Raw genomic sequence first — 12,814 nt, forward strand, 5'->3', positions numbered from 1 at the left:
AGCGTTCGGCCCCTCGCTTAGGCTCGGCGTTCCCTCGCTGCGGTGTCCATCAGGGGGCATCGCCCTCCGGTCTGCTTCGCGACGACCTCCATGCGATGTCCTCGGCTTCGCCGAGGGGCGCTGCGCGCCAGTCCCCTGATGAACACCTCCGCTCGGCCTGCCGAAGGGGCGGGTAGATCAAGATCAAAAGCCAAAGCAAAGCAAAGCAAAGCAAAGCAAAGCAAAGCAAAGCAAAAAAACTACTGCTACCAACCCCAAAACTGCAGCCACCAGCCATACCCCACCAACCCACTGGCCAATAACAGGCATCCACTGCCTGACAGTCGCCTGGTCAACGAAACTCGGTCCAGCACCTTCCACCCCAGCACCAAACTCCACCCCATCGCCGCCATCAACAACAACGCCCTTGCCGGTTGCACCCACTCCAGCAGCAAACCTTCATAGCGCAGTAACTTCACGGTAGTCGCAGAGAGCCCGAGAAACAGCCCGGCGCCACCAAGGGGCGTCAGGGTCAGGGCAAGGGGTGAATACAGCGCCGAATTTCCCGTCAGCCGCGCCGTGAGACGCAACAGAATCAGCAAGGCCGTACCCAGCAGCATTGAGCTCAAGCTCAGGTAGGCGATGATGCTGAAGCCGTCGAGCCAGCTGAAGCTGTCGTTGAGCTGCGGGTAATGGGTGAGCAGCCACCAGGGCGCGTTGTCTTGCAATGGCCAAAGCAGGTCGTGTTCGACCAGCCATTGGGCGAGCTGTTGTTTGAGGGCGATGAACCATGGGCTGACCGTCCATTGGAAAGCGCCCATGGCCAGACCGATCACGCCGAACAGCAGCAATCGAGCATCCCAGGCGGGCAGGGGGTGTGCCGTCGACTGAAGTATCTCCTGGTTGCTGGAGCGGGCGATCAGCCGGACCGCGCCGCGTTGACCGCTGCAACGTCCGCAGGCGTGGCAGTCGCTGGCGCCTTGCATCCGTCGGATATCGAGCAAGGGTGCGCAGTTGGGCGGTGGCAGGCGTGGCGCGGGATTTTCCAGCCAGCGTTGTTCATCCACCTGAAAATGCACGGGTGCCAGTCGGGCGAGCAGGGCGAAGACTCCGCTGACCGGGCACAGGTAACGGCACCAGACCCGCTTGCCCCGGGCGAACAGCAAGCCGACGATGACCGCCGCGACCGTCGAGCCGCCCAGAATCAGCAGGGCTGCCTGAGCGTAGTCATAAACACTGATCAACTGGCCGTAGAGGGTTGTCAGGCAGAACGCCAAGGTTGGCCAGGCGCCCCAGCGTAACCAGCGCGGTACGCCCAGACCTTTGCCGTAGCGGCTGGCCCATTCGCTCAGTGAACCTTCCGGGCACAGCACGCCGCACCACAGCCGGCCGAACAGTACCATCGACAACAACACGAACGGCCACCAGATGCCCCAGAACAGAAACTGCGCGAGCAAGGTCAGGTTGTCGAGGATCCTTGCCTGGCTGTCTGGCATTGGCAGCACGGCTGGTATCACCAAGAGCAGCGTGTAGATGAGCACGACTGCCCATTGCACCGCACGAATCACTGGCGCGTGGCGACGCATGCCGTCACCCAGGCGCTGGAGCCATTGATTGCGGCGACTCAGGTCGGGCATGGAATTTTTCCCATCGAGCGTTGCCGAAACCAGCCGCTGACGGCCAGCCAATAACCGATCCATACCAGCAAGGTCACGCCACTGGGAGTCGCCCGATAACCGGCAAAACCGGCGAGGAAACCACCCAGCCCATGGCTGTCACTCAGCAACGCGCTGCTGTCCCAGAGGGCTTCACCAACACCGCTATAGATTATCTCCGGCAGATCCAGGGCGAGCAGTTGTCCGCCGATTCGCTCGGTGCCGCTGACCAGCAATGCCGCACCGAGCATGAGTAACAGGGCTTCGCTGATCGCAAAGAATCTCTGCCATGAAATGAACCGGCGACTGCTGTGCAGCAACGCTATGGTCAACACCGCCAGCACCAGTCCCGATACCCCGCCGATTGCGAACAGTCCGAGCTGTGGACCTCGCAACTGCGCACCTGCGCCATAGAGAAACACCACGGTTTCGCTGCCTTCGCGGCTGACCGCGAGCATCGCCAGCAGCAATAGGCCGAGGCCGCCTTGCCGGGCCAGATGAGCATCGGCGTGTCGTCGTAGATCATGTTTGAGGGTGCGTCCGTGGCGGTGCATCCAGCCGACCATTTGCACGATCAGCAGGCTGGCGACCAGCGCCAGTGCGGCCTGGAACCATTCGCTGGCCGATCCGCTCATGGCTTCGCCGGCAAACAGAATCAGCACCGCCAACAGTCCCGATAGCATCAACCCCAACACCACACCGGCCCACAAATATCGGGTCAGGCGGTTGCCCTGGCTTTGCTGGCTGACCCAGGCCTGGAGAATGCCGATCACCAGCAGCGCCTCGACGCTTTCGCGCCAGACGATGAACATTGATTGATTCATGGAAAGCTCCGTGCGACCAGGTTATTTGGCGAGGATGCCGCCCTCGGGCAATTGCGGATTGAATTCGTCGAAGAATGGATAGTGACCGGGTCTGAGGGGGTGAATGACCACGAAAGTTGTCACCCCCGGTGACAGCACTTTTTCAACCCGCAGCGGCGTGCTCTCGAATTCCGCCGGACCCTGGCCGAGGTTTTTCAGGACGATCTTGAAGCGTTGCCCGGCAGGTACTTCCAGCAAGGCAGGGGTGAAGTGTCCGTCGCGCAGGCTCAGCTCGTAGCTGGGCAATTGGGCAAAGGCGGTTAATGGCGTGACCGCCCAGGCCAGAATCAGCCAGGCGAGGTGTCTCGATCGGGTGCGGCGCTCAGACGGCGTGCGGCTCATTCAATAGCCACCTTTCTTGCCGATGCCGGCATAGATGAATTCGTAGTGCAGTTCGCAGCGCTCGAACCAGGGCGCCACACCGGTTTCCTTGTCGGTATGACGCCCGAGGGAGCCATGACCGCCAGGTGGCAGCACGGTGAAGGTCAGTTGGTATTTGCCAGGGCCGAGCAGCTTCACATTGTCGCCATAGTGCGGGCCGTCATTGGCCACCATCGCATGGAAGTCGCCTTTGAGTTCTGGCTCGCTGCCTTGCTTTTTCAGCTTGAAAGAAACATTGAGGTAAGGCACGAAACTGCCTTCCTGAAAGCCTTGGCGATTGTCGGCGGTGGCCCGAATGTCGGCTTCCAGATGCACATCGGAATCCGCGGTGGCCCGCATCATTCCGGCAGGGGCCATCTCGATCGGTTGCAAATACACCGCCCCGACTTCCAGTCCCGGACACAATTGCGGCTCCCCGATCGGGTATTCCTTGGCGTGGGCCAGCGGTGCGAGCAAGAGCAGGGCGAGTGACAGCGAAAAGGGGGTACGCATGAGGTCTTCCTGGGTACTGAGGAGTAAGAACCCGAGTCTAGGAAGCTTTCTTGCGAATAATAATGATTATTGTCAATTTTTGCGGCGATGGGTTTTGCCCTGCGAATCGGGCAGGTGAAACAGTCTCGTTAAACCCACGTAGTGAATGCATGTTCTTGATCGGTATCAAGCGCATGTGCGGGCAGGCTCTGTAGGCTCGAGGCATTGCTGTCCGTCACTTGGAGTATGAGCATGGCCAAGAATTTTCCCCTACACCCCAAGCACCCCGAGCGCATCTGCTGGGGCTGCGACAGGTACTGTCCGGCGAGTTCCCTGGCCTGTGGAAATGGCTCCGATCGCACAATGCATCCAGCCGAGATGATCGGCGACGACTGGTATTTGCACGGGGACTGGGGCATTGACCCGCTAATTGCGACAGATAAAGCATCGGATGATTCGAGCAGCTGAGCGCAGATGCGGACCGTAATAATTCAGGGTCCGCATCTCGCGGATATTGCCTGTGTTTTCGTTCTCCATGCGAGGGGCGTCAAGGTTTGAACCTCTCACTCATTTGCAGCTTCTTCGATAGGTACCAATTCTGCCTCGCCATGTTCGTCGTCATCATTGATCGTCATGGATGCAGGCAGACGTTTAATTACCTTCACGCCCAAGTCGACGAACTTGTCGACTGTTTTGGTCAGGCTGCCGTGTTCACCGCTCAGGGTGGTCATACTTTCTGTGTACGTCTTCTGTACGGTTGAGATCTGGTTGCCCAGCCTTTCCATTTTCTCCACAAACACCCGCAATTTGTTGTAAACCTTGGAGGCCTGCTGGGCGAGTTCAAAGGTACTTTGATTCTGTCGCTGAATACTCCAGAGGTTTGAAACGACACGCAGTACTGGCAACAGTGTGGTTGCGGTGACAATTGCAATTCGTTGCTCATAGGCTGACTGAAAAACGGATGGGCTGTGTTCTGCGGCGACCAGATACGCAGGTTCCACGGGCATGAACAAGAACACGAAATCAGGTGAGTTCATCCCGGTCAGTTCCGGGTATTTCTTACCGGCGAGGCTGCTAATGTGGGTTTTCAGTGCGAATACATGTGCAATGAGTGCGGTGGCACGTCCCTCATCGGTCTCTGCTGATACATAGTCTGTATAGGCCACTAAGGACATCTTGCTATCGATGATGATGTGCTTGCCTTCCGGTAATTGAATGACAAAATCTGGTCGATTATTTTCAGCATCGTCATTCTTGAAGTTGGCTTCTCGTTGGTACTCGAAGCCTTTGCGCAAACCTGCTTGCTCAAGCAGCATTTCAACCTTCTGCTCGCCCCACGTCCCCTGCAGCTTTTTGTCACCTTTTAGCGCCTTGGTGAGGTTTGACGCCTCGGTGGTGATCTGCGCATTCAGCTCCATCAGCTTGCCTAATTCGCTCTTCATCGAGCTTTGGCCCTGCACTGTATCAGTATGCACCTGATCGACCCGCTGCCGAAAAGACTCCAGCTGATCCTTGAAAGGTTTCAGCAAGGCGTTGAGCCCTTGGCGACTTTGCTCTGAAAAGCTTTGCTGCTTGGTATCAAAAATATGGTTGGCGAGGTTTTGAAACTCCTGTTTGAGCTGCTCCTTGTTCTCTTGCAGCAACTGGAGTTTTTCATCTGCCGCCTGTTGGTCTTTCTGTCGGCCGGTGTTGAGTTGCGCGACGTCTGCTTGAGCTTCGCTCAGCGTATTGCGCAGGTTACGCAGTTCGCTTTCCAGGCTAAGCACTTTCGCTCGCGTATCGTCGAGGTTCTGTTTTTGTTCTACGGCTTGCCCAAGCTGCTCACGCTGTTTCTTGGATTCTTCACTTATATTTTCCAACCGTTGATTCAGCTCCGCGTTCAGACTCTTGACCTCGGTCAGCTGCAGCGATTGCTCCGCGCTTTGGCCCAACAGCTCGCTTTGAGTCCTCAACTGCTCCTGGGCTTTTTCGAAACGAAGGTGCAGAGCCTCGTTGGCAGTTTTGAGTTCGGTCAACTGTTTGCTCTGCTCCAGGCTCTGCCCTAGCTGCTCACGCTGTTTCTCGGACTCTTCACTTATATTTTCCAACCGTTGATTCAGCTCCGCGTTCAGGCTCTTGACCTCGGCCAGCTGTAGCGATTGCTCTGCGCTTTGGCCCAACTGCTCGCTTTGTGCCTTCAACTGCTCTTGGGCTTTTTCGAAACGAAGGCCCAGAGCCTCGCTGGCAGTTTTGAGTTCGGCCAGCTGTTTGCCTTGCTCCAAGCTCTTCCCAAGTTGTTCCCGTAGGGTTGTGTTCTCATTTTGCTGCTCGCGGATCTGCGCCGAATGCTCTTCGATTTGCTTGGTATGCGTAATAATTTGAGCGATTTTGTCCTGTGTCCGCGCCTGCTCTGCTACCAGCTTTTCTTGCGAGGCGCTCACCTGTGTAGCCAGGATTTTCTCAATATTACGCATCTCGTCCAACGCATTGCGCAATTCTTGATGCTGAGCCTGTTGCTCCGAAAGCTCATTGACCAGTTGATTTTCGCGTTGTTTGGCCAGAGCCAGGTCACTCGACAATTGCTGTTGGTCGGTTTGTGCTTTGCTGTGCAGCTCGGCGGTCAGCTGAGCCGCTTTGCTAGCGAAAAAACGGCTTCCAATCCAATAGCCCATTAGTAGAAACGCGAGGCTGAGGGCACAAAAAATTGCGAGCGTGGCGAGGTCCTGAGGCATCGTGAAATCCTTTCGTGAGGAGTTTCCGGTTAAAAGCATTGATATCTAGATGAGGGCATTGCGCTCTTGAAGCATAGACTGTCAATACGATAGGACGCGCAGATAATCCTTTATTTGGCCTCTTTTCCTCAGAAGTCCGACGACGGCGAGATCGATTCTGATTGATACGTCGACCTGTACATCTGGCGACTCTTTTCGTGATTAACGACATATCGTTGTTGTTTGCGTAAGCGAGGTAAGGGCATCACTCCCCTTGGCCATTTCCAGTGGATCACTATGTAATGAGGCTCATCTGCGCTGGAGAAGGATTCAATGTAGGAGGCGTTAATTTCCGATCACTTATAGCTTTAACGCTCATTGCGCGAGGGCTAAGGTGATGGCGAAAGGACGAGAGTGGCAAGGTCTGGCGGCCAATACCCAGGGTATTCGCTTAGGGCAGAGACACACCATCTACAACCCCATCGACTGAATCATCTCAACTTCACCCACTATCTCTGGTGTGACCACCGCATCCTTAAGCATCAGTTTCCCGCGCAGCAAACGATCAAGATGGACATCGAATGAGTCATGCTTTGGGTGAAGCGCGATGGGCAGATGGATGTGGACTTCCTTTTTCTGACCTATTCGATAAACCCGATCTGAAGCCTGAGCCTCCTTGGCAGGGTTCCAGTGGCGCTCCACGTGTACAACGTGGTTGGCTCCGACTACGGTAAGGCCGACACCCGCGGCAACCGGCGACATGATCAGCACGTTAAAGCCAGCCTGCACCTCAAACTTTGCAATCAGTTGCTTACGGGTCAGCACATCAGACTTTTTGGGTACCGCAGCAGTGTCACCGTTGATGATCGAAATATTCAAATCAAAAATCTGGTCCAGCCAAAGCTTCACCACGCGCTGTAAGCGTTTGGTCACCATGAAGAGGATCACCTTCTCTTCCCGCTTGCGGATTCGATCCAACACATTTAACAGAACGACCAACTTCCCGGATTCCGACATTCGCGTACGCGCTTCTTTGGCATTTCCGGCCAACAAGTGGCTCTCCTGCCGCAACCACGGATGCAGGGAAATCTCTCGGAGGTTCTGCAGCACGCCTAGTGCGCGCCCACGCATATCTTCCGTGGCCCGCTGGCTGCGATAGTTGTCGAGTGCGGCGTCGTAGGCCCTCAATTGCGCTCCGCTCATGCACTGCGCGAGCTGGGTATCATAACTAAGCAGACTGCCTTCAGGTTGGGGCGCGCCGCTGTGAATCGTTTTACTCGGAAGCCCTCTTAATTGGTCCTCCTTGACCCGGCGCAACATGAACGCGCCGACGGCATCGCGCAGCTTGCCGCCGAGATCACGCCTGACCTCATCTCGCTCATCATCGACTGCATTCAATATTGGCTTGATCCAGGTGTCACGAAACTCGCTCCAGCCACCCAATAAGCCAGGCTGGGCTGTATCCATCAAGCACCAGAAATCCCCAAGGCTGTTCTCCACGGGGGTGCCGGTGGCAAGCAATTTGAAGTCAGCCTTCAGGCCCTTGGCCGCGCGGGTCTGCGCGGCATTGGGATTTTTAATGTTCTGTGCCTCATCGAAGATGACGAGGCCCCAATCAATTCGGCACAACGAGAACTGGTAATCACGCAGAGTCTGATAGGTCGTCAGCACCAGTCGACGATCCATGTCCAGGCGATGAGCGCCGCATTCGGGGCCAATGGCCAATGCATACCGAAGAGCGTCATCAGCCATTTGCCCCTCATCGTCCATCAATGAGGCCAACTGGCTGGATTCCCGTTCTGCACCTTTGATTCGGAAACGACTCAGGTCTCTTCCTGATTGCAACACGACAATGTCGCGGAACGGAATGCCGTTGAAGGTATGACTGACCTCATCCTCCCAATTTTCCAAGAGGCTTAGCGGGGCCACGACCAAGACTGGCTTCTGTGGCTGATCTGCAGCCTTTTGTTCAGACAAGTATTCACCTACCGTAACCAAAGACATATAGGTCTTGCCGAGCCCCATATCGTCTGCCAGCAGGCTGCCCTGTAGTCGGTAAAGGTCGTCATGGTCGGCCTGCAGCGCAGATGCCAACAACCCGAGCATCCAATCGATACCCTCGCGCTGGTGGGGAAACGGCTGGCGTGCATAGGCTTCCCAGTTTGGTTCGCGAACTGCCTTGGCCTGGCTAGCCATACGCAAAAGCTCGTTGTTTATTTTATTAGCATCGTGCAACAAGACGCTGACTCGTTCTTTTGTGTCGTCTGCCGCGTTAGAATCATCCGGTGTGTCGGTCTTCGATATGCTGAAAGCCGTCTTGGCTTTTGCTAATTGTTCCTCCACCCGCTCCGAGTTGGAGATATCCACCGATTCCCCATCGAAGATTAGGCTCTCCGCACCTTGCTGTTTTGCTGCTGCGTAGGCATCCGAGAATCGCACCAAATCCTCCTCTGACTGCACCAACTTGGAAATGATCTCGACAGGAGCCGCGCGAGTGTCAAGACTGAACCAGTCTTGCTTTTTGGTATCAAGCTCGCCGAACTCCATATGCTGGAGCTTGCCGATGCCAGCCACACGAATGGAAAAGCCTAGGTCCAGATTGACCAATGCGGCATCCAGAAAAGCACTCGGCGTCGCGATGAACTCGGCAACCTTGTCGGCAGGAATACGCTTGTTACCCAGAACCTCCTTGATTGCCTGCATTTTCTGCTGGTCTAGGAGCACCACGCGATTATCGATGCGCAGCACGCCCCCATCAGCGCCCATGTCGAGCTGTGACCAGCGCTTCTCTAATTGATCCGGCGTTGAGCCATCACCTAGACTGGGGCAGAGCATCAAGCTGCCATCAGGCAAGCGGGTAGCGACGACGCCAACATTTTCGGGCACCACCACCTCCAACCGCTCGAAGTGGCTGAGGTCGATGCGCATGCCGCTGCGTGCTGCAGTCTGGAGTTCGGCCATTAGCCGCAAATTGGCCGACTCCCCACGTTGCTCGGGCTGCAGTTTCTGGTGATGCTCCCAAGCCATCAATCCCATTAGCTCCGCAGGCGTAAGGCGGTAGGCCTCACTCAAGCTCAAATAGAGCAACGGCCCCTTGCGGGTAAATGGCATCTCGCCTGAGTCAGACGATACCAACAGCTGCGCCTTGAAACTGCTATTCCCGGTTCGACCGCTGAGCCGACTGACAAACCCCATATTGAAGCGACGCGGCAGACGCAGAATTTCTGCCTGTTCATCGTCTAGGCCCGCCGCGTCTTCCGCGGAAAGATGAAAGCCATTGGCAAGAGGTAAAGCAATACCCTGCTCTTCGAGCATATGCAGGACTACCAGTTGAATCTTCTGCAGCGCGTTGCCCTGACCCTCGACAAGATCTGCATAAACCTTTCGATCCAGGTAGACATTTAGACCTTCCGAATCTGTATGGTAGATAAAACCCTGCAGTGTACTCAGCTTGGCGCTGCCTTCTCCCAGCAGGCTTTTGAAGATTTCGACTAGTCCCATGTTCCTCAATCCCCTGCGGGCAGACGGTCTAGGGCGGCAGCGATATCTGCACGTACCGACCAACCAAAACTATCAGTTTGTTGGCACAAAGCATTTAGTCGGCCGTATAGAACCTGATTGATTTCGCGTGATTCGACCGTCAGTACATTGGCTGCGTAACGCACCTTGTCGCCGGGGTTGGTGGCGAAGTAGCGCAGTACGTTTAGCTCAAACGGACCGAGGTGGCTCAGAAGATCCTTCAGTGGATCATTCCCGCTCTCAGGCAAAGGCTGGATAGATTCTGAAATGGTACTTGAGTGCGGCTCCTCCGGCTGTGGGGGAGGTCTCGGTGCCGAATTCAAACCCGTTTGCTGAGGCCGCGTGGGCGCAACGGCGCCTCTTTCGGTCTGCACAAAAGTAGGGGCTGCTGCCCAGGTAGATCGCTCTTTAGGTTCCAGGACCTGTGCACTTTCGCGTCTAACAACGGGTATGCCAAATCTGCTCAAATATGACCTGTACTCCTGCCTGCTTAGCAACTGCTCCAAATCCAGCCCGATACCATTATTCGCGAGGAACTCGAATACCTTGCGTTGCCAAGTACCATTGTGAACAATCGCTTCGTATGGAAGGGAGGGGTACGTTTCCCGATACTTATGAGGCAATCCAGAGATTAGGTCTGAATGCGTGAAATGATTGCGTTCGTAAGATTGCAATGAGGTTCCCGGCTGAGCAAGGTATACCCAAACCTTGAAGCTATGCGAACCTTCGATCAGGTGAAAATCGCCGCAATCCAAATAGATTACGGCTTTATCATTCATGATGCCGTCCATATGCGGATTCCACGACACTTGGACACTCAGCCCACGATCATTTGGACACTCATTCCACGCTCACTTGGACAGGCAGTCGGAGCGCAGCGACGCAGGTTCGCATTGTTAGTCTGAAGTCCCGGTTGCAGTCAATTTCGTTGCGCGCCTGCGCATCGATTCGCCCTTCAGTTCGATGCGGTAAGCGTTGTGCACCAGCCGGTCGAGGATCGCATCGCCCAAGGTCGGATCACCGATTAGCGCATGCCATTTATCCACCGGCATCTGGCTGGTCACCAGCGTCGAGCGGTTTCCGTAACGGTCGTCCAGCAGTTCCAGCATGTCGCGCCGCTGCGCGGCGGTAAACGGTGCAAGGCCCCAGTCGTCCAGGATCAGCAGATCGGTCTTGGCATAACCCGCCATGAGTTTGGCGAAGCGACCGTCGCCGTGGGCCAGGCCCAGTTCTTCCATCAAGCGAGGCAGACGCAGATAACGCACGCTGTAACCGTCCCGGCAGGCCTTATGGGCCAGCGCGCAGGCGAGCCACGTTTTGCCTACGCCTGTCGGGCCGCCGATGATCAGATTCAGGCCGTCGCGCAGCCATTGGCCGCTACCGAGTTGCAGGATCAGGGCCTTGTCCAGGCCGCGCGGGCTGCGGTAATCGATATCTTCCAGGCAGGCGTTGTGGCGTAGTCTCGCGGCTTTGAGGCGAGTGGTCAGCCGAGCATCTTCACGCTCGGTCACTTCGCGGTCGACCATCAGGCCGAGGCGTTCGTCGAAGCTGAGATCGCTGATGTCGGGCGTTGCGTGTTGCTCGCTCAGCGCTTTGATCATGCCGTGCAGCCGCAGGGTTTGCAGCTTGTCCAGAGTCGGGTTGGGTAGCATCTTGATGCTCCTTTTCAGGTCAGTGGTAGTAGTCGGGGCCACGCAGGTTGATGTGTTCTTCGGGCAGCAGTGGCAGGTTTTGCTGGGTCAGCGGCAGCCGTTCCAAGCCTTGGCGCAGGATCGATTCGAGGCTTTTGTAACTGCATGCGCCGAGTGCCAGCGCACGCTGGCAAGCGGCTTCCAGCCGCTCTTCGCTGTGCTGTTTACTCAGGCGCAGGATGCCCAGACAGGCACGGAAGCCGTGCTGCGGATGAATTCGGCGCTCGAGGATGTAGGCGATGACGCCGGCCGTGTTCGGGCCGGTCTGCTCTGCCCAACGGATCAGCCGTTGTGGCGTCCACTCGGCATGTTCGCGGTGGCTCTTGGGCATGTGCTCGGTGTGGGTGGTGTGGCGACCTTTGTGCTGCGAGCGCAGATGACTGGCCACGCGCTGATTGGCGTGGAAGCACTCGACAGTCTGCGCGGTCAGCCGCACTTCGAGTTGGTGCTTCACCAGCTGGTACGGCACCGAGTAGTAATGGCCGTCGACTTCGACGTGGTAGTCGATGTGTACCCGCACTTTTTTCCACTCGGCGTAAACGTAAGGATGTTCCGGCAGCGGTTGCAGCACGGGCCGGTCGATGTTCTCGAAGGCCGACCGGCGCGAGCCGGGCAGCTTCTTGAAGGGCTTTTGATTGAGGCGATCCAGCAGCAGTCCGATTGCTATGTTGAGTTCGCCGAGAGAGAAGAACTGGCGGTCGCGCAAGACCGCTAGGATCCAGCGCTCGACCACTTGCACACCAACTTCAACCTTGGCTTTGTCCTTGGGTTTTCGGGATCTCGCGGGCAGCACCGCTACGCCGTAATGCTCGGCCAGATCACGGTAGCTGGGGTTGATGTCGGGCTCGTAGCGATGTGCTTTGGTGACGCCACTGCGTAGATTGTCCGGCACCAGAATCTGTGAGGTGCCGCCCAGAAAAGCGAAGCACCGAGTGTGCGAGCCCAGCCAGTCTGGGAGTTTTTGCGACCAGGTGGCCTCGGCGAAGGTGTAGCTTGAGGCGCCCAGGACGGCGACGAAGATCTGCGTCTGACGGATTTCGCCGGTTTTCCGGTCGATAACTGGCACGGTTTGGCCAGCGTAATCGACGAACAGTTTTTCGCCAGCTCGGTGCTCCTGACGCATGACCACATCGACCTTGGCGGCCCAGAGGCGGTAGTGCTCGCAGAACCAGCTGTACTGGAAGCCTTGCGAATGGCTGAGCCGATACTCTTGCCAGAGCAGAGCCAGAGTCACGCCGGGGCGGCGCAGTTCTGCGTGAACATGAGCCCAGTCGGGCATCGGCCGTTGATCGCTGGGAACCGTCGGCGCTGGCGGGAACAGACAGCGTTCCAGTTCAGCATCCGACAACGCCGTCGGCCAGGTCAGCCCGCAAGCGTTGAAGCGATGCAGGTAGTTGCCGGCGCTGCCACTGCTGATGCGAAGGCTGGTGGCGATCTTGCGCACGGACAGGCCGGCGTCGAACTTTAGGCGTAGTACCTCTCGGATTTTACGCATGGATATACGCTCCACGACGACCTCTTCGCTTCGAGAAAAGAGGTCGATGGTAGTGAATAATCCTGCGTCG

The 12,814-nt window shown here is 56.7% G+C and carries 10 protein-coding genes; 1 reads left to right on the plus strand and 9 read right to left on the minus strand.

Annotated features, from left to right (window positions below; translation table 11 throughout):
• Window positions 1-245: 245 nt before the first annotated feature.
• The 4 genes from AC3I0A_RS12610 to AC3I0A_RS12625 are packed head-to-tail and all read right to left on the minus strand — an operon-like array spanning window position 246 to window position 3,370.
• Complete coding sequence (locus tag AC3I0A_RS12610; RefSeq protein ID WP_489378140.1) at window positions 246-1,616, minus strand: 4Fe-4S binding protein; 1,371 nt, start codon at window positions 1,614-1,616, stop codon at window positions 246-248.
• A complete protein-coding gene (locus AC3I0A_RS12615) occupies window positions 1,604-2,458 on the minus strand; it encodes an FTR1 family iron permease (RefSeq protein WP_489378141.1) in 855 nt (284 codons plus the stop codon). The genes AC3I0A_RS12610 and AC3I0A_RS12615 overlap by 13 nt, the downstream gene beginning before the upstream one ends.
• A 21-nt stretch (window positions 2,459-2,479) precedes the next feature.
• A complete protein-coding gene (locus AC3I0A_RS12620) occupies window positions 2,480-2,839 on the minus strand; it encodes a cupredoxin domain-containing protein (RefSeq protein ID WP_489378142.1) in 360 nt (119 codons plus the stop codon).
• Window positions 2,840-3,370 carry an iron transporter gene (locus AC3I0A_RS12625; protein ID WP_489378143.1) on the minus strand — a complete coding sequence of 177 codons (531 nt, stop codon included), beginning with the start codon at window positions 3,368-3,370 and terminating at the stop codon, window positions 2,840-2,842.
• A gap of 231 nt (window positions 3,371-3,601) precedes the next feature.
• Between AC3I0A_RS12625 and AC3I0A_RS12630 the strand changes: the two genes are divergently transcribed.
• The gene (locus AC3I0A_RS12630; RefSeq protein ID WP_489378144.1) at window positions 3,602-3,817 is read left to right on the plus strand and encodes a DUF3079 domain-containing protein; all 216 of its coding nucleotides are present in this window, start codon (window positions 3,602-3,604) and stop codon (window positions 3,815-3,817) included.
• 95 nt (window positions 3,818-3,912) lie between these two features.
• Here AC3I0A_RS12630 and AC3I0A_RS12635 read toward each other — a convergent pair whose 3' ends face one another.
• The 5 genes from AC3I0A_RS12635 to istA all read right to left on the minus strand — a co-directional run bounded on the left by AC3I0A_RS12635 (window position 3,913) and on the right by istA (window position 12,744).
• The gene (locus tag AC3I0A_RS12635; protein ID WP_489378145.1) at window positions 3,913-6,060 is read right to left on the minus strand and encodes a DNA recombination protein RmuC; all 2,148 of its coding nucleotides are present in this window, start codon (window positions 6,058-6,060) and stop codon (window positions 3,913-3,915) included.
• A 450-nt stretch (window positions 6,061-6,510) separates the two neighbouring features.
• On the minus strand, window positions 6,511-9,540 hold the full coding sequence (locus AC3I0A_RS12640; RefSeq protein WP_489378146.1) for a DEAD/DEAH box helicase: 3,030 nt from the start codon (window positions 9,538-9,540) through the stop codon (window positions 6,511-6,513).
• A gap of 5 nt (window positions 9,541-9,545) precedes the next feature.
• A complete protein-coding gene (locus AC3I0A_RS12645) occupies window positions 9,546-10,337 on the minus strand; it encodes an EH signature domain-containing protein (RefSeq protein WP_489378147.1) in 792 nt (263 codons plus the stop codon).
• A 117-nt stretch (window positions 10,338-10,454) separates the two neighbouring features.
• Window positions 10,455-11,210 (minus strand): IS21-like element ISPsy14 family helper ATPase IstB, encoded by a 756-nt coding sequence (istB, locus tag AC3I0A_RS12650; RefSeq protein WP_489374734.1) that lies wholly within the window; start codon window positions 11,208-11,210, stop codon window positions 10,455-10,457.
• Window positions 11,211-11,229: 19 nt separating this feature from the next.
• Window positions 11,230-12,744, minus strand: a complete 1,515-nt coding sequence (gene istA / locus AC3I0A_RS12655; RefSeq protein WP_489374736.1) for an IS21 family transposase — start codon at window positions 12,742-12,744, stop codon at window positions 11,230-11,232.
• Window positions 12,745-12,814: the final 70 nt, after the last annotated feature.

Source organism: Pseudomonas sp. KH_024_B2 (assembly GCF_057839965.1).